The sequence below is a fragment of the Oerskovia sp. NPDC056781 genome (assembly GCF_042789955.1).
Lineage (GTDB): Bacteria > Actinomycetota > Actinomycetes > Actinomycetales > Cellulomonadaceae > Oerskovia > Oerskovia rustica.
In genome coordinates this window covers 1-17298 of sequence record NZ_JBHUAD010000070.1, presented here as the reverse complement: position 1 = coordinate 17298, position 17298 = coordinate 1, and the positions used below count along the sequence as shown (strand labels likewise).

General features: G+C 70.1%; 12 protein-coding genes and 1 riboswitch. Of the genes, 10 read left to right on the top strand and 2 right to left on the bottom strand.

The genetic code is table 11. The annotated features are described in order from the left end of the window. Positions 1–34 precede the first annotated feature (34 nt). Together ACFRCR_RS08535 and ACFRCR_RS08530 are read right to left on the bottom strand one after the other, a co-directional pair. Positions 35–601, bottom strand: a complete 567-nt coding sequence (locus ACFRCR_RS08535; protein WP_377676751.1) for a flavin reductase family protein — start codon at positions 599–601, stop codon at positions 35–37. Continuing rightward, positions 598–1287 (bottom strand): NADPH-dependent FMN reductase, encoded by a 690-nt coding sequence (locus ACFRCR_RS08530; protein ID WP_377676749.1) that lies wholly within the window; start codon positions 1285–1287, stop codon positions 598–600. The genes ACFRCR_RS08535 and ACFRCR_RS08530 overlap by 4 nt, the downstream gene beginning before the upstream one ends. A gap of 20 nt (positions 1288–1307) precedes the next feature. Next, a riboswitch (SAM riboswitch) is annotated at positions 1308–1417 on the bottom strand. A gap of 228 nt (positions 1418–1645) precedes the next feature. Here ACFRCR_RS08530 and gdhA point away from each other — a divergent pair. The 10 genes from gdhA (at position 1646) to ACFRCR_RS08480 (ending at position 17258) form a co-directional block, all read left to right on the top strand. Beyond that, positions 1646–2983, top strand: coding sequence for an NADP-specific glutamate dehydrogenase (gene gdhA, locus ACFRCR_RS08525; protein ID WP_377676747.1), 1338 nt, complete (start codon positions 1646–1648; stop codon positions 2981–2983). Positions 2984–3218: 235 nt separating this feature from the next. Continuing rightward, on the top strand, positions 3219–3977 hold the full coding sequence (locus ACFRCR_RS08520; protein WP_377676745.1) for a copper homeostasis protein CutC: 759 nt from the start codon (positions 3219–3221) through the stop codon (positions 3975–3977). 297 nt (positions 3978–4274) lie between these two features. Continuing rightward, complete coding sequence (locus tag ACFRCR_RS08515; RefSeq protein WP_377676743.1) at positions 4275–5957, top strand: ABC transporter substrate-binding protein; 1683 nt, start codon at positions 4275–4277, stop codon at positions 5955–5957. A gap of 46 nt (positions 5958–6003) precedes the next feature. Next, positions 6004–7002, top strand: coding sequence for an ABC transporter permease (locus ACFRCR_RS08510; protein WP_377676741.1), 999 nt, complete (start codon positions 6004–6006; stop codon positions 7000–7002). 193 nt (positions 7003–7195) lie between these two features. Then, positions 7196–8143: an ABC transporter permease gene (locus ACFRCR_RS08505; protein ID WP_377676739.1), complete on the top strand. Its 948-nt coding sequence runs from the start codon at positions 7196–7198 to the stop codon at positions 8141–8143. Then, complete coding sequence (locus ACFRCR_RS08500) at positions 8140–9057, top strand: ABC transporter ATP-binding protein (protein ID WP_377676737.1); 918 nt, start codon at positions 8140–8142, stop codon at positions 9055–9057. The genes ACFRCR_RS08505 and ACFRCR_RS08500 overlap by 4 nt, the downstream gene beginning before the upstream one ends. After that, positions 9057–9944: an ABC transporter ATP-binding protein gene (locus tag ACFRCR_RS08495; RefSeq protein ID WP_377676735.1), complete on the top strand. Its 888-nt coding sequence runs from the start codon at positions 9057–9059 to the stop codon at positions 9942–9944. Before ACFRCR_RS08500 ends, ACFRCR_RS08495 begins: the two co-directional genes overlap by 1 nt. Positions 9945–10104: 160 nt before the next feature. Then, the gene (locus ACFRCR_RS08490; protein ID WP_377676733.1) at positions 10105–11643 is read left to right on the top strand and encodes an RNB domain-containing ribonuclease; all 1539 of its coding nucleotides are present in this window, start codon (positions 10105–10107) and stop codon (positions 11641–11643) included. A 94-nt stretch (positions 11644–11737) separates the two neighbouring features. Next, entirely contained in the window at positions 11738–12115 is a 378-nt protein-coding gene (locus tag ACFRCR_RS08485; protein ID WP_377676732.1) for a sterol carrier family protein, read from the top strand. 436 nt (positions 12116–12551) lie between these two features. Continuing rightward, on the top strand, positions 12552–17258 hold the full coding sequence (locus tag ACFRCR_RS08480) for an ExeM/NucH family extracellular endonuclease (protein WP_377676730.1): 4707 nt from the start codon (positions 12552–12554) through the stop codon (positions 17256–17258). The last annotated feature ends 40 nt before the right edge of the window (positions 17259–17298 follow it).

Sequence of the window (17298 nt, the reverse complement as noted above, 5' to 3'; positions counted from 1 at the left end):
GCGCGCTCCGCCGTCGGGCCCCGGTCCGTGCGGCTCAGAGAGCCGAGTGGTCCCCGATCCGGTGGTAGGACCGGTCGTGGTAGACGAGCGGCGTCGCGTCGCTGCGCGTCCCCGACGCGAGCGCACGCAGCGAGACCAGGTAGCTGTCGCCCACGGGCGTGCGCTGGATGATGCGCCCGCGCACCCAGGACAGCGCGCCGTCGATCACGGGCTCCCCGGAGTCGAGCGGTGACCACCCGCCGGCTGCGAAGCGGTCGATCCCGCTCGTCGCGAAGCGCGCCGACACGTCGTCCTGGTCGGCGCTGAGGAAGTTGACCGTGACCGTGCGGGCCGCGGAGATCGCGGGCCACGACGACGAGGTCGACGCGAGCGAGAACGCGAGCAGCGGCGGCGCGGCCGAGACCGAGATGACCGACGTCGCCGTGAAGCCCACCGGGCGGCCCTCGTGCTCGAGCGCGACGACCGCCACGCCCGCGGGGTGCTGCCGGAACACGGCCTTGTAGGCGTCGGCGCTGAGCTGCGGCTCGTCCTGCTCGTGGAGCAGGGCCTCGAGCCCGGCGAGGCCCGCGACGTCGGAGCGGGTCGTGGGTTCGGCGGTCATCGGGTCACCTCGGCGAGCTCGGGAGCGGTCCGGTGGGTGGGGACGTCCTGCCCGACGGCGGCGCTCACCGCCCGGAGCAACGGGCCTCCCGCACGGTCGAGCCAGGCGTCGACGGTGCTCGCGAGCTCGGCCTCGCCGAGCTGGGAGTCCAGGAGGGTGAGCGTGCGTGCGGGGACCGTCGCGCCGAGCTCCACGAGGAGCGGGCGCAGGTGCACCTCGCCCGCGAGAGCGTGCGCGGGGTTGCCCGACACCACGACCGGGACGGCCACGACCCCGGCCAGGCCGTCGGGGCCGTAGAGGTCGAGGAACGCCTTGAGCAGCCCGGTGTACGAGCCCTTGTAGACGGGCGTCGCGACGACCAGTACGGCGGCGCTCGCGGCGATGTCCCGCGCGGTGTCGGCGCGCGGGTGCTCGGGGGCGAGGATCTCGGTGGCGATCTCGGCGAGGTCGATCGTGGCCGGTGACGGCCCTGTCCGGGAGGGCCCGGTCTGCGGGGCCCCGGCTGGGTCGACCGGGTCGGCCGGGTCGGCCGGGGCGAGGCCCAGGTGGTCGGCGACTCGGGCTGCGACCGTCCGGGCGGCGGTCAAGGTCCGTGAACCGGGCCGCGGGTTGCCGACCAGGGTCACCACGGCCGGTCGCGGGTCGTCGGTCTGCGTCGGGCGGGGTGCTTCGGGGTGCTGGGTCATCGCTTCCTCACTGTCGTCGTGCTGCACGCTTGCCGCGTCGTGCCGGCGCGGCCAGGTCATCTCCCGGAGCACCCCGTCGTGAAGGGGTTGCTGACCAGCGAGCCGGGGCTTCGCGCTGGTGCTCGTGACCTCTGGGTAGGGGTATAGCCCCGGCGGGGGGAATCTGCACCGATCAGGTCGAGAATTCTCAGAGGGTGGACGGAGGTTTCCTGCACCGGACCCTCGAACTGTTGCCTCGAGCAAGGGCGGCGTCCCAGGTCATGAGCCTGGCGTCTCCCAGAGTGGGACGGGAGTACGGCGATGTTTACGAGTACGTAACCTGGTGCGGTTCAAAGCCCGCCCTGCCGAGGAGCACTCCATGGATAGTCGTCTGCAGTCCGTCTTCGACGAGGTCCTCGCCCGCAACCCTGGTGAGGTCGAGTTCCACCAGGCGGTTCGCGAGGTCTTCGACTCGCTCGGGCCGGTGCTCCAGAAGAACCCCCAGTACGTCGACGCCGCCGTGCTCGAGCGCATCTGCGAGCCCGAGCGTCAGATCATCTTCCGCGTGCCGTGGGTCGACGACCGGAACCACGTCCAGATCAACCGTGGCTTCCGCGTCGAGTTCAACTCGGCCCTCGGCCCGTTCAAGGGCGGCCTCCGCTTCCACCCCTCGGTGTACCTCGGGATCGTCAAGTTCCTCGGGTTCGAGCAGATCTTCAAGAACTCGCTCACCGGCATGCCCATCGGCGGCGGCAAGGGCGGCTCGGACTTCGACCCGCGCGGCAAGTCCGACGGCGAGGTCATGCGCTTCTGCCAGTCGTTCATGACCGAGCTCTACCGCCACATCGGCGAGTACACGGACGTCCCCGCGGGCGACATCGGCGTGGGCGGCCGCGAGATCGGCTACCTGTTCGGCCAGTACAAGCGCATCACCAACCGCTACGAGTCCGGCGTGCTCACGGGCAAGGGCATCAGCTGGGGCGGATCCCTCGTGCGTACCGAGGCCACGGGCTACGGCACGGTGTTCTTCGCCGACCACATGCTGCGCACCAAGGGCCAGACCTTCGACGGCCAGCGCGTCGTCGTCTCCGGCTCGGGGAACGTCGCGACCTACGCGATCCAGAAGGCCCAGCAGCTCGGTGCGAACGTGGTGTCCTTCTCCGACTCCTCGGGCTACGTGGTCGACGAGGCCGGCGTGGACGTCGACCTGCTCCGCCAGATCAAGGAGGTCGAGCGCGGGCGCGTGGCCGACTACGTCGAGCGCCGCCCCGGCGCGCGCCTCGTGACGGGCGGCAGCATCTGGGACGTCCCCGCGACGGTCGCGCTGCCGTGCGCCACCCAGAACGAGCTGAGCGAGCAGGACGCGAAGCAGCTCGTCGCGAACGGCGTCGTCGCGGTCGCGGAGGGCGCCAACATGCCCACGACCCCGGGCGCGGTCTCGCTCCTGCAGGACGCCGGCGTGCTCTTCGCCCCGGGCAAGGCGGCGAACGCGGGCGGCGTCGCGACCTCGGCCCTCGAGATGCAGCAGAACGCCTCGCGGGACGCGTGGACGTTCGAGTACACGGAGGAGCGCCTCGCGCACATCATGGAGGGCATCCACTCGCGCTGCGAGGAGACCGCCGACGAGTACGGCGCGCCCGGCAACTACGTCCTGGGCGCGAACATCGCGGGCTTCACCAAGGTCGCCGACGCGATGATCTCGCTGGGCGTCATCTGACGCACCCGCAGGGCCTCCGGGCCCGGCGGACCGACGGGAGCGGTGCGCTCCGTGCGCCTCGCGGCGCGCGGAGGGCGCGGCTCCCGTCGTCGTCCCGGGGGTTCTGTCCCGTCCGGACGTCCGGACGCCCGGACGGATGGGACGCTCGAGGCGCCCGTGACGGCGTCGGGTCTACGCTGACCGCTGACACGGGTGCGCTGCGGCGTGCCGACCCCGACCCAAGGAGCATCCCCACATGGCACGCGAGGTCGCCCTCGAGATCGCAGTCCAGGACACCGACGGCGTGCGGATCGCCGCGCAGATCGGCGCACGCCGCGTCGAGCTGTGCGCGGCGCTCGGGGCGACGGGTGGGCTGACGCCGAGCGTGGGGCTCGTCGAGGCCGCGGTCGCGGCTGCGGCCGAGGTGGCGGGGGACGGCGTGCCCGTCGAGGTGCACCCCCTGGTCCGGCCGCGCGCGGGCGGGTTCGTGTTCAGCGCGGCAGAGCTCGACGTACAGGTGCGCGACGTCCGCGCGGCCGTGGCAGCGGGGGCGTCCGGGGTCGTGATCGGCGCCCTCACGGCCGACGGTCTGGTCGACGCGGACGTGGTGCGTGCTCTCGTCGCGGCCGCGAGCGGGCGTGACGTGACGTTCCACCGGGCGATCGACGTGGTCGAGGACGTCACGGCGGCGCTCGACCTCCTCGCGGACCTGGGCGTCACGCGTGTCCTCACCTCGGGCGGCGCCCCGAGCAGCATCGACGGTGTCGACCGGCTGCGGGAGATGGCACGTCACTGCGCGGGGCGCGTGCAGGTCCAGGCGGGCGGGGGAGTGCGCCCGCAGGACGTCGGGGCGCTCGTGGCCGCCGGGGTGGACGCGGTCCACCTCTCGGCCAAGCGCACGCTGTCCGACGACGGCGGCCCCGGTGGCGGGGGCGGGTCCGGCTACGAGGTCACGGACCTGGACGTCGCGCGCGCGGCGCGGGAAGCGGTCGACGAGGCGCTCGCGAGCCTCTAGGAGGCTTCCGGAAGGTCGTGGTCGGATCGTTCCCACGGCGGGCACGTGACGCACGAGCGTGCCCGCCGGGCCGATTCGTTGTGCACTGCGCACCGCTCGCTGGGCTCGCGGCACGACCGGAATCGGCAGGATCTAGCGGTTCTTGGCGCGGCATCGAACGGTCAGATTTCATTTAGGTAACTTTCCTGTTGTATTGGTCGGAAGCCTGCTCGGGATTCGTTAGTGTTCCTGCCACGAGCTCGCACGGTGGCGAGCGGCCGATCAGCGTGACGACGCGTTGACGACTCGAGAGGACCGATGATGATTCGAAGCGTGGCGCGCAAGCGCCTGCTCACGACGGTTGCCCTGGTGACCGGCGTGACGATGTTCGCAGCCGGCTGCTCCAGCTCTGGTGGTGAGAAGACCGAGGGGGGCGGCGACGCGGGTCGTGTCCTGAACGTGTGGGCCGGTTCGCAGACCCCCGTGGTCGCGAACTTCAACCCCTACTCGCCCAACCCGCTGCACGCGGCGAACGGCGCGATCTACGAGCCGCTCTTCTACTACAACAAGGCACAGGCCGGTGCTCCCGAGCCTCGTCTGGGCGAGTCGTTCGAGTGGTCCGAGGACGGCCTCGAGCTGACCGTCAAGATCCGCGAGGGCGTCAAGTGGACCGACGGCGAGGACTTCACGGTCGACGACGTCATCTACTCGCACACCAACGCGGCCACCAAGCGTGACTTCATCGTCTCGGTCGAGAAGGTCGACGACACGAGCGTCAAGTGGACGTTCAACTCGCCGCAGTTCACGTCCGAGGTCCAGCTCCTCGGCACCGCCCTGGTCGTCCCCGAGCACATCTTCTCCAAGATGGCCGACATCGTCTCCGACCCGAACGCGAACCCGGTCGGCACGGGCCCCTACAAGGCGGACGCCGTGACCGAGGCCGGCTACACGGTCGTCGCGAACGAGGACTACTGGGCCGGCGCGCCCAAGGTCAAGAAGGTCCGCTACCTCGGCATCGACAAGAACGGAAGCGCCGAGGACCTGCTCACCACGGGCAAGGTCGACTGGGCCGGCATGTTCGTCCCTGACCCCGAGCGGATCACGGGCGACGGTCGCCTGACGATGCTCAACACGCCGCAGGACCCCACGACGCTCTACACCTGCTCGACCGTCGCGCTCGGCTGCACGGGCATCCAGACCGACGCCGCCGTGCGCCAGGCGCTCGACCTCGCGATCGACCGCGGCGAGATCAACGAGAAGGCCTTCGCGGGGCAGGCCGCCGTCGCCTCGCCGACGTTCGCGCTGCTCGGCCGTGACGACCGGTGGATCTCCCCGGACGTCGCGAAGGAGAGCCCGCAGACGGCCGACGCAGCCGCCGCGGCTGCCGTCCTCGAAGGTGCCGGCTACACCAAGGGTGCAGACGGCATCTACGAGAAGGACGGCAAGAAGGTCGCGATGACCCTCGTCACGGTCGACGGCTGGACCGACTACAACGCGGTCGGTGACCTGGTTGCTGCACAGGCAGCCAAGGCCGGCATGCAGGTCACGCACAACAAGGTGTCGCAGCAGGAGATGTCCGACGCGCGCGTCGCGGGCACCTACGAGCTCATGGTCGGTGGCATCACCGGTCCGTCCCTCGACGACCCGTTCTCGATCTACCGCCAGTGGATGTCGACCGAGTACACGGGCCCCGTGGGTGAGGTCCTCGAGTCGGGTCGCTTCAACTACGTGCGCTACTCCAACCCTGTCGTCGACGCCGCCGTCACCGCAGCTGCCGCGACGAACGACGAAGACGCCAAGAAGGAGCAGTACGCGGTCATCCAGAAGGAGATCACCCGCGACCTCCCGTACATCCCGATCGTCGTGAACGCGACCCAGACCTTCGTCGACACGAAGGACTTCACGGGCTGGCCCACCGATGACGACCTGTACGCCTTCCCGCCGTCATGGAGCACGGTCTCGCTCGGCATCGTGCTCTCCAAGCTCGAGCCGAAGAACTGATGTCTGACCGCCGAAGAGGAGTGTCGAGCAGCAAGGGATATGCATCATGAGGTTCTACGTCCGTCGGTTCACGTTCTACGGGCTGACTCTGTGGGCGGCTGTGTCCCTGAACTTCCTGCTCCCCAAGCTCATGCCGGGGGATCCCAAGCAGATCTTCATCGACAAGTTCGTCCGCAAGGGCGGCGAGCTGACTCCCGCGATGCAGAACAGCATCGACCTCCTCTTCGGCGGTGACGACAACGCCACGCTGTGGGACCAGTACCTCGCATACTGGGGCAAGGTACTCTCCGGCGACCTCGGCATCTCGATCACCTACTACCCCGAGCCCGTCGTCGAACTGATCGGCAACGCGTTGCCGTGGACGGTGGGCCTCGTGGGCCTCGCAGCAGTCCTCTCCTTCCTCCTGGGCATCGGTGGTGGGGCATGGGTCGGCTGGAAGCGAGGGACCTGGGTCGACCACATCATCCCGGCCTCCACGCTCCTTCAGTCCGTACCGTACTTCTGGATCGCGCTCATCCTGGTCTCGATCTTCTCCGTGAATCTCGGGTGGTTCCCGATCATCGGTGGCTACGACATCTTCGGATACGACAACGGGCCTGAATGGTCCTGGTCGTTCGTCGGCAGTGTCGTCTACCACGGATTCCTCCCGGCACTGACGATCGTGCTCTCGTCGATCGGCGGGTGGCTCCTCGGGATGCGCAACATGATGGTCTCGACCCTGTCGGAGGACTACGTCACCACGGCCGAGGCCAAGGGGCTGCGCCCCTTCCGGGTCGCGACGACCTACGCGACCCGCAACGCGGTCCTGCCGTCGATCGCCGGGTTCAGCATCTCTCTCGGCTTCGTCGTCGCCGGCTCGGTCGTCATGGAGCAGGTCTTCAGCTACCCGGGTATCGGCAAGCTGCTCTTCACCGCCGTCCAGGGGAACGACTTCGCCCTGATGCAGGGGGCGTTCCTGGTCATCACCGTGACGGTGCTCGCCGCGAACTTCTTCATGGACATGATCTACGGCTTCATCGACCCGAGGACGCGCAACAATGGCTGACGACATCCGTGAGGCAGAGACCGTGAACGCCGCCGCCGATGCCGCGCCGGCAGACTCGGTGGTGGTGGACGGCCTGCCCCCCGTGAAGGACACACCCGGAATCGTTCCCGACATTCCGATCGCATCGCCCGCTGCGTTGGCAGCAGGACGTCTCGGCCAGCAGGTGGTCGCCCCGAAGCGCGGAGTCCGCGCCATGCTGCCGAGCCGCTCAGGCAAGCTCGTCGCCGGCTTGGTGCTCGTCATCGGGATCATCGCGTTCTCTGTCATCGCTCCGTTCTTCACCCAGAACCCCCGATCCACCGAGAACAAGCAGTACCTCCCTCCGAGCTCCGAGCACTGGCTCGGCACGAACCATCTGGGCAGCGACATCTTTGCGCAGCTCGCACATGGTGGCGGGGGGTCGCTCATGGTCGGTCTCCTGGCCGGTGCGATCGCCCTCGTCCTCTCCCTCTTCTTCGGGATCGTCGCCGGCTACGTGGGTGGGTGGACCAACGAGATCCTCTCGTTCATCACCAACGTCATGCTGGTGATCCCGGGCCTCCCGCTCGTGATCGTGATCTCTGCCTACCTCGCGACACGTTCGCTGTGGATCGTCGCACTGATCCTCGGCATCACCGGATGGGCGGGGGCAGCGATCGTGCTGCGCTCTCAGGCCAAGTCGCTGCGCAGTCGCGACTACGTCTCTGCTGCGAAGGTGGCCGGGGAACGGGCTCACCGGGTCATCCTCGTGGAGATCCTGCCGAACCTCCTCCCCCTCCTGGCCGCGAACTTCCTCGGCGCCGTGCTCCTGGCAATCCTCGGCGAGGCCGGGCTGTCCTACCTCGGGCTCGGCCCCTCGGGCTCGATCACGTGGGGCACCATCCTCAACGAGGCGAGCGCGAACGGTGCGCTCGCCCGGCAGATGTGGTGGTGGTTCGTTCCTCCAGGGCTCATGATCGCGCTGTTCGGCTGTGGGCTCGCGCTCATCAACTTCAGCATCGACGAGATCATCAACCCGAAGCTGCGCCAGGCGCCGGATGCGGTCAAGCGTGTCCGCGAGGCACGAAAGAACCAGTCGAAGATCGGTTCCGCCCGGCAGGCGACCAGCACGGCTTCCCCGGCGGACGCCGCACACCGAGACGACGAGAAGGTCCAGGCATGAGCACGTCGACCCTTTCTTCCAAGCCGGCAGGCGACGCGGGAGCCGCGCCGGGCGCCGAACCCGTCCTGACGGCGCACAACATCTCGATCGAGTACCAGGTCACGCCCGTCGTCCGAGCCGTCAAGGACGTCTCGCTGACGCTCCATCGCGGCGAGATCCTCGGACTGGCCGGTGAGTCAGGATGTGGCAAGACGACCCTGGCGTACGGCCTCAACCAGCTCCTCAAGCCGCCCGCGTTCCGCACCAGCGGTCAGATCGTCCTGCACGACAAGGACGGCCAGGACATCGACGTGGCCGCACTCTCGGGCGACTCACTCCGGGCGTTCCGCTGGGACAAGGTGTCCATGGTCTTCCAGGGGGCGATGAACGCCCTCAACCCGGTCATCAGCATCAAGGCGCAGCTGTTCGACGTGTTCGACACGCACCGCCCTGGGATGTCCAAGAAGGACAAGCTCGCACGCAGCCGCGAGCTCCTCGAGCTCGTCGGTGTGGACCCGAACCGCCTGAACAGCTACGCCCACGAGCTCTCCGGCGGCATGCGTCAGCGCGTCATGATCGCGATGGCGCTGGCGCTGAACCCTCAGGTCATGATCATGGACGAGCCCACGACGGCCCTCGACGTGGTCGTCCAACGCGGGATCCTCCGCGAGATCATGCGACTGCGCGAGCAGTTCGGCTTCGCGGTCGTGTTCATCACGCACGACCTGCCGATGCTCCTGGAGATCAGCGACCGCATCGCAGTCATGTTCCAGGGCGAGATCGTCGAGCTGAACTCGGCGGCGGCGATCTACGAGGCGCCAGCGCACGAGTACACGCGCAAGCTGCTCGCGTCGTTCCCCAGCCTGACGGGTGAGCGAGGAGCCTTCGTCCGGTCCGGCGAGGACACCGAAGACAACCCGGGAGAGGTGGCCTGATGGGCACGCTCGAGGTTCGTAACCTCACCAAGGACTTCGTGATCCGCAACGGGTTCAAGAAGACCAGGCTGCGCGCGGTGAACGACGTCTCGTTCACCCTTGAGCCGGGCAAGACGATCGCGATCGTCGGGGAGTCCGGATCGGGCAAGTCGACGATCGCGCGCATGATCGCCAAGCTCGAGACGCCGTCGTCCGGCGACCTCCTGCTCGACGGTACGCCCAGTGCGCTGCGTGGTCGTGCCCTGGCAAAGTACCGCCACGACGTCCAGATGGTCTTCCAGGACCCGTTCGCGTCGCTCAACCCGTTCCACTCGGTCCGTCACCACCTCGAGCGTCCACTGCGGATCCATCGCGTCGCCAGGTCGCAGAAGGACGTGGACGCGGCCGTCGAGGAACTCCTCACACGCGTCAACCTGACACCTGCGGCGATCTTCGCCGAGAAGCGCCCGCACGAGATGTCGGGCGGTCAGCGGCAGCGCGTCGCGATCGCCCGTGCGCTCGCTCCGGGAGCCCGGTTCCTCATCGCGGACGAGCCGGTCTCGATGCTCGACGTCTCGATCCGCCTCGGTGTCCTCAACCTGCTCGCGCGTCTGCAGCGTGAGGAGAACCTCGGGGTTCTGTACATCACGCACGACCTCGCGACGGCACGTCACTTCTCCGACGAGATCATCGTGATGTTCCGTGGCAACATCGTGGAGCGGGGTCCGGCGGACGACGTCATCCTGAACCCGCAGCACGAGTACACCAAGCTCCTCCTGTCGGCCGCACCTGATCCCCGGAACCAGGGCAAGCTGCGCGACGAGGTGCGCAACGAGCTCGCATCGACGGCGACCGCCTCGGGGGAGGCCGCCGCGGTGCGTGACCGCTTCGGTACGGCCGGCCTCTAGGACGGCCTCGCCGGGCGGTGTCGGCGCGAGCAGGCGACCGACGCACGAGTGACGGCTCCGGGCCACGGCCTGGGGCCGTCAGTCGTGTGCCGGGGCGCGAGACGGCGTGAGGAGCTGCCGCGCCGCCCGGCGACGCCGGACACCCCCTAGAGTCGGGGACGTGCCCACCCGGAACCTGCGCGTCGCGCCCGTCGCTCCCACCCTGCCGACGGTCGATCCCGTCCTGACCGCGCTCGCCGCCCTGCGCGCGGAGATGGAGATCCCCGCAGAGTTCCCGTCGGACGTCGTCGAGGAGGCCTCCGCGGCAGCACGGCTCGACGTCTCGACCGGGCGCGAGGACCTGCGTGACGTCCCGTTCGTGACGATCGACCCGCCCGGCTCCATGGACCTCGACCAGGCGGTCCACCTGGAGCGCCTCCCGGACGGCTACCGCGTCCGGTACGCGATCGCCGATCTCGCTGCCTTCGTGACCCCGGGCGGAGCGCTCGACGCGGAGGTGAACGAGCGGGGGATGACGCTCTACGGCCCCGACGAGCGCACGCCGCTGCACCCTGCGGTGCTTTCCGAGGCCGCTGCGAGCCTCCTGCCGGACGCGGACCGGGCCGCCGCCGTCTGGCACGTGACGCTCGACGAACGTGGCGAGATCGCAGACGCCCGAGTCGAGCGGGCGCTCGTACGCAGCACGGCGCGGCTGACCTACGAGGAGGTCCAGACGCGGCTCGACGCCGGGGACGCGGGGCAGATGCTCGACCTGCTGCGTGAGATCGGCCTGCTGCGCGAGGCGCGCGAGCGTGAGCGCGGCGGGGTGTCCCTCAACGTGCCCGAGCAGGACGTCGTGGCGCACGAGGACGGGTCCTTCGGGCTCGCGTTCCGCTCGACCCTCCCGGTCGAGGGCTGGAACGCGCAGGTGTCCCTGCTGACCGGCATCGCGGCGGCCCGGATCATGCGGTCGGGCGGGGTGGGGATCTTCCGGACGCTCCCTGCGGCGGACCCGCGGGACCTGGAGCGCCTGCGCCGGACGGCCGGGGCCCTCGGCATCGACTGGCCCCGGGACCTGACCTATGGCGAGCTGCTCGCGACCCTCGACTCGGCGAGCTCGCGGCACGCGGCCTTCCTCAACGAGGCGACGTCGCTGTTCCGCGGGGCGTCGTACGCCCCGTTCGGCGGCACGGGGCAGCCTGCCGAGGTGCCCGACGACGTCGCGCACGCCGCGATCGCGGCGGAGTACGCGCACGTGACCGCACCGCTGCGCCGCCTGGTCGACCGCTACGGGACCGAGATCTGCCTCGCGCTGTGCGCCGGCGAGGACGTGCCGGTCTGGGTGCGTGACGCCCTGCCAGGGCTGCCGCGCACCATGGCGCGAACCGGTCAGCGCGCTGGTTCGTACGAGCGGGCGAGCGTCGACATCGTGGAGGCGGCGTTGCTCACGGGGCGGGTCGGTGACGTGTTCGACGCCGTGGTCGTCGACGTCGAGAACGACGAGGAGCGACGTCGGCGGGCGGCCAAGCGGGCCGCGAGGACGACGGCCGCCGCGCCGATGCCAGATGCGCACGTCGCGGTCCGCGGCCAGGTCGTGATCGTCGAGCCTGCGGTCCGTGCGAGCGTCGAGGGCATCGGCCTGCCGCTGGGCGACCCGGTCCGGGTCCGGCTGCGCGAGGCGTCGATCGAGCGTCGGAGGGTCGACTTCGAGATCGCCTGAGGGCCCGCGTGCCGAGTGCGTGAGTCGGCTGCGAACAGCCCGGAGAGTCGCAGCGGAGTCACGCACCCGGCGACGAGCACGGGAGGATGGACCCATGCCTCCTCGTCGCCGCACCGACCCGGCCGTCGGCCGCACCGCTCTCGCCGCCTGGCAGGACGGAGCCGCCGGACGCCCCGAGGTCACGACCGCCGTCCGCTTCACGCTCGAGGAGCTGGCCGAGGTCGCACCCGGCCACGCGGTCGAGGTCAGGGTGCCGCCGTACGGCGCGGTCCAGGCGGTCGAGGGCCCGCGGCACACGCGCGGGACCCCGCCCAACGTCGTCGAGACCGACCCCGAGACGTGGCTCGGTCTGGTCACCGGTGCGGTCGAGTGGTCGGAGGCCGTCGCGGACGGGCGCATCAGCGCCTCGGGGGAGCGCTCGGACATCTCGTCGTTGCTGCCGTTGCAGGCCGCGCGCCGTCGCGACCGGTAGGGTCCGCGCGTGAGGACGCGCTGGCGCGTCCGCTTCGTCGGGCGTACTCGTCGCCTTCGGCGGGCGGTCCTGTCGCCCTCGGCGCGCACCGTGGCCCGGCCACGCGTCGCTCCTGCCCGACGGCAGGATGTGCCCTTCGAGGTTCACGGTGTCTGCATCGTGAGATAGCGTGCGAGGCGAACGGGCGACGGTGCCCGTCGACCGGACCGCGCACGACGACGTCGCGCACCCCGGCCGGAGGGTGCCGTCCGCCTGGGGGACGTGGGCGTTCGACCGGTGGAGACCGGGCGGACACCACGTGTTCATCAGCCTGCTGTTGGATTCCAGAGCCTGCACCCGCGCCACCCGCGCCGAGGCGGGCGTGCCGGGAACCCGGCCACGACACGAAGGAGTCAGCGTGATCGGTAGTCACCATCAGTCCCGACGCAGGAGAGGTGTGGTCGCGGCCACCCTGTCGGCGTCGCTCGTCGCCACGGCGGCGCTCAGCACGGTCGCCGCGGGGTCGGCATCTGCTGCGGTCGACGGCTCGTCCGTCGTCATCAACGAGGCGTACCTCAACGGCGGGAGCGCCAACGCGCCCTACCTCAACAAGTTCGTCGAGCTCTACAACCCCACGGCCGCGGACATCGACCTCACGGGCTGGTCGGTCCAGTACCGGTCCGCGACGGGCACGGGCGCCTCGAACGGCGTCGTCCCGCTCACGGGGAAGATCAAGGCAGGCGGCTACTACCTCGTGCAGGGGGCCTCGAACGGCGCCAACGGCGCTGCTCTCCCGACGCCCGACGCGACGGGGACCATCGCGCCTCAGGGGCAGAACGGGACGCTCGCGCTGGTCAGGTCGGCCTCGGCGATCACGATCACGCCCGGCTCGGTCGTCGCCAACCCGCAGGTCGTGGACCTCCTCGGCTACGGCACGTCCAACACGTTCGAGACCGCGGCGGCTCCCGCGGGAACGGCCAACACCGTGCCCAGCTCGCTCAACCGCACGGCCGGCGTGGACACGGACGACAACTCCGTGGACTTCGCGGTCAGCACCACCGTGACGCCGCAGAACAGCGGTGGCGGCTCGGGCCCCGGCCCGGACCCCGAGCCCGGCACGGCCAGGACCATCGCCGAGATCCAGGGCACGGGCGACGCGAGCCCCTTCGTGGGCCAGACCGTCACGACGCGCGGCGTCGTGACCGCCACCTACCCCTCGGGAGGCTTCGACGGCCTCTACATCCAGACCGCCGGTTCGGGCGGCGACCTGGACCTCGCGACGCACACCGCGTCGGACGGACTGTTCGTGTACTCGAAGGCCGCGGCGACGGCGCTGCAGGTCGGACAGCACGTCGAGGTCACGGGGGTCGTCTCGGAGTACTTCGGGCTGACGCAGGTCACGCCCTCGGCGACCGGCTGGAAGGTCCTCACGGACCCGGCCGAGGTCGTCAAGCCTGCGAACGTCGCGTTCCCCGCGACGGCCGCGGACCGCGAGAAGCTCGAGGGCATGCTCGTCCAGCCCGCCGGTGACTACGTCGTCGCCGACAACTACGACACGAACTACTACGGGTCGGTCGTCCTGGCGAGCGGCACCGAGCCGTTGCGGCAGCCCACGTCGGTCGGTCGCCCGGGCAGCGCGGAGGCCGCAGCCGCGGTCGCCGACGCGAACGCCCGCCGCGTCACCCTCGACGACGGTGCGACGACGAACTTCAATAACGCGGCGAACAAGGCCAAGCCGCTGCCGTACCTGACCGGCGGCGCGCCGGTGCGCGTCGGCGCGCTCGCGACCTTCACGACGCCGGTGATCCTCGACTACCGCTTCGACGGCTGGAACTTCCAGCCCGTCACGGAGCTGACCCCGGCCAACGCGGCCGCGGTCCAGCCCGCGACGTTCGCGAACACGCGCACCGACGCCCCGGAGTCCGTGGGCGGCGACGTGACCGTGGCGGCGTTCAACGTCCTGAACTACTTCACGACGACGGGCGACCAGGTCAGCGGGTGCCAGTTCTTCACCGACCGTGAGGGCAACCCGATCACGGTCCGGACGGGCTGCGACGCCCGCGGTGCCGCGAACGCGGCGAACCTGCAGCGCCAGGAGACCAAGATCGTCGCGGCGCTCAACGCGCTCGACGCGGACGTCGTCGCGATCCAGGAGATCGAGAACTCGAAGGTGTTCGGCAAGAACCGCGACGCGGCGCTCTCGACGCTCACGGACCGGCTCAACGCAGCGGCCGGGGCAGGGACCTGGGCCTTCGTACCGTCCCCGGCCACGCTGCCCGCGTCGGAGGACGTCATCCGGACGGCGTTCATCTACCGCCCGGCAGCCGTCGAGACCGTCGGGGCCTCGGTCATCCACGACGTCGCGGCCTTCGACAACGCGCGTGAGCCGCTCGCCCAGACCTTCCGGGTCGCCGGGGGAGAGGCCTCGACGGACTTCGTCGTCATCGCGAACCACTTCAAGTCCAAGGGCTCCGGCTCGGGGGCGGACGCCGACCAGGGTGACGGACAGGGCGCCTCGAACGCCTCGCGCGTCAAGCAGGCCACGGCGCTCGCCACGTTCGCCGACCAGGTCTCGACGACCGCGGGCACCGACAAGGTGCTGCTCGCGGGCGACTTCAACTCCTACGCCCAGGAGGACCCGATCAAGGTCCTCACGGACGCGGGCTACGTCGACCTCGGCCCCACCACGGGCAAGGAGACGTACCTGTTCGACGGTCTCGTCGGCTCGCTCGACCACGTGCTCGCGTCGCCCGGAGCGGCTGCTGCCGTCACGGACGTCGACATCTGGAACATCAACTCGGTCGAGCCCATCGCGAACGAGTACAGCCGTTTCAACTACAACGTCTCGAACCTGTACGACACCACGGCGTTCCGCTCGTCCGACCACGACCCGATCGTCGTCGGCCTCGAGCTGGGCGGCGAGGAGCCGGGCGGGGTCAAGGAGCTCGACCTGCTCGCGATCAACGACTTCCACGGTCGGATCGACGCGAACACGGTCGCGTTCGCCGGGACCGTCGAGCAGCTGCGGGCGACCAACCCGACGGGCACGGCGTTCCTCTCGGTCGGTGACAACATCGGCGCGTCGCTCTTCGCGTCGGCGCTCCAGGACGACAAGCCCACGCTCGACGTGCTCAACGCCCTGGACCTGTCCGCCTCGGCGGTGGGCAACCACGAGTTCGACAAGGGCTTCGCGGACCTGACCGGTCGTGTGACCGACCAGGCGGACTTCGCCTACCTGGGGGCCAACGTCTACACCAAGGGCACCACGAACCCGGTCCTGCCGGAGTACGCGGTGATCGACGTCGACGGCGTCAAGGTCGGCGTGATCGGCGCCGTGACCGAGGAGACCCCGACGCTCGTGACCCCTGCCGGGGTCGCGGACCTCGACTTCGGCGACCCCGTCGAGGCCGTGAACCGTGTCGCCGCGCAGCTGCGCGACGGCGACGCGGCGAACGGTGAGGCCGACCTGCTGGTCGCGCTCTACCACGAGGGTGCGAGCGCGGGCACGCCCGACGGCTCGACGCTCGAGCAGGAGCTCGCCCACCAGGGTGCGTTCGAGCAGATCGTCAACGACACGGACGCCCGCGTCTCGGCGATCTTCACGGGCCACACCCACAAGCAGTACGCGTGGGAGGCTCCGATCCCCGGGACCGACCGGACTCGTCCGGTCCTGCAGACCGGCAGCTACGGCGAGAACATCGGGCACGTGAGCCTGACGTTCGACACCGCGACCGACCTGGTCACCGACTACTCGGTCGAGAACGTCAAGCGCACCACGACGCCCGCCCCGGAGCTCGTCGCGGCGTACCCGCGCGTGGCCGAGGTCAAGACGATCGTGGACGCCGCGCTCGCGCAGGCCGAGGTCATCGGCGCCCAGCCGGTCGGCTCGGTCACGGCGGACATCACGACCGCCTACCTGGGTGGCTCGTACGTGGACGGAAAGTACACGGGCTCGGGCCCGCTGCCCTCCACGGGTCGTGACGACCGTGCGTCGGAGTCGACGCTCGGGAACCTCGTCGCGACCTCGTTGCGCGACACGCTGGCCGACCCGGCCCGCGGCGGCGCCGACTTCGGTGTCGTCAACCCGGGCGGTCTCCGCAACGAGCTCTACGTCGGTGCGGACGGCGTCATCACGTACGCCGAGGCCAACGCGGTGCTGCCGTTCGTCAACAACCTGTGGACGGTGTCCCTCACGGGCGCGCAGGTCGAGACGATGCTCGAGCAGCAGTGGCAGACCAACCCTGACGGCACGCGCCCGTCGCGCCCGTACCTGGCCCTGGGCCTGTCGGACAACGTCAGCTACACCGCGAGGACCGCGGACGTGAACGCCACCCCTGGTGACAACATCACGTCGGTCCTCATCAACGGTGAGCCGCTCGACCCGGCCAAGGTCTACCGGGTCGCGACGTTCTCGTTCCTCGCGACGGGGGGCGACAACTTCCGGGTCTTCTCGCAGGGCACGGACGCGCGCGACTCGGGTCTGATCGACCGGGACGCGTGGATCTCCTACCTGCAGACCCACCCGAACCTCGCCCCCGACTTCGCCCGTCGTGGCGTGGTCGCGGACGGGCTGGGGACGGTCACGGCAGGAGAGTCCGTCACGGCCGACGTCAAGCGTCTGAACCTCACGTCGCTCGGCAGCCCGGCCAACACGGGCGTCTCGGCGTACCTCGTGCCTGCGGGCACGGCGTTCGACCCGGCGAACCCGGGGACGGCCGTGGCCACGGGCACGGTCACCAACGGGGCCGCGAGCCTCGAGGTGCCGGTCCCGGCGGAGACCGCGGGGGGCGAGTACGGCGTGTACGTCGTGGCAGCCCCGAGCGGTACGGTCACGCGCCTGGCGCTCACGGTCGAGGGTGCAGACCTGCCCGACGTCGTCATGGACGAGCTGAGCGCCAAGGCCCAGTGCGTCGGGGGCCGCGTGCACCTGGCGGTCAAGGGGACGAACGGTGAGATGCTCCCGATCGACGTGCGCTACACGACCGCGTACGGCGAGAAGAAGTTCACCAAGCTGGCGCCGGGCAAGATCGCGGCGCAGACGTTCAACACCCGCGCCACGTCCGTGCCGGCCGGCACGGTGCGCGTCGCGGCGTACAAGTGGCAGGACGGTCAGGGCTTCTACGAGACCTACGACGTGGCCTACCCGGCGGTCACGTGCGGCTGACGCACTGATCGCCTGAGAGTCCGTCGGGCCTGCTTCCCTG

Excerpts from the sequence above, each read along its gene's own strand:
- ACFRCR_RS08485 (WP_377676732.1), top strand. The coding sequence starts at position 11,738 with ATGCCTCCTCGTCGCCGCACCGACCCGGCCGTCGGCCGCACCGCTCTC.
- ACFRCR_RS08495 (WP_377676735.1), top strand. The coding sequence starts at position 9,057 with ATGGGCACGCTCGAGGTTCGTAACCTCACCAAGGACTTCGTGATCCGC.
- ACFRCR_RS08530 (WP_377676749.1), bottom strand. The coding sequence starts at position 1,287 with ATGACCCAGCACCCCGAAGCACCCCGCCCGACGCAGACCGACGACCCG.
- ACFRCR_RS08515 (WP_377676743.1), top strand. The coding sequence starts at position 4,275 with ATGATGATTCGAAGCGTGGCGCGCAAGCGCCTGCTCACGACGGTTGCC.
- ACFRCR_RS08535 (WP_377676751.1), bottom strand. The coding sequence starts at position 601 with ATGACCGCCGAACCCACGACCCGCTCCGACGTCGCGGGCCTCGCCGGG.
- gdhA (WP_377676747.1), top strand. The coding sequence starts at position 1,646 with ATGGATAGTCGTCTGCAGTCCGTCTTCGACGAGGTCCTCGCCCGCAAC.
- ACFRCR_RS08505 (WP_377676739.1), top strand. The coding sequence starts at position 7,196 with ATGCTGCCGAGCCGCTCAGGCAAGCTCGTCGCCGGCTTGGTGCTCGTC.
- ACFRCR_RS08500 (WP_377676737.1), top strand. The coding sequence starts at position 8,140 with ATGAGCACGTCGACCCTTTCTTCCAAGCCGGCAGGCGACGCGGGAGCC.
- ACFRCR_RS08520 (WP_377676745.1), top strand. The coding sequence starts at position 3,219 with ATGGCACGCGAGGTCGCCCTCGAGATCGCAGTCCAGGACACCGACGGC.
- ACFRCR_RS08510 (WP_377676741.1), top strand. The coding sequence starts at position 6,004 with ATGAGGTTCTACGTCCGTCGGTTCACGTTCTACGGGCTGACTCTGTGG.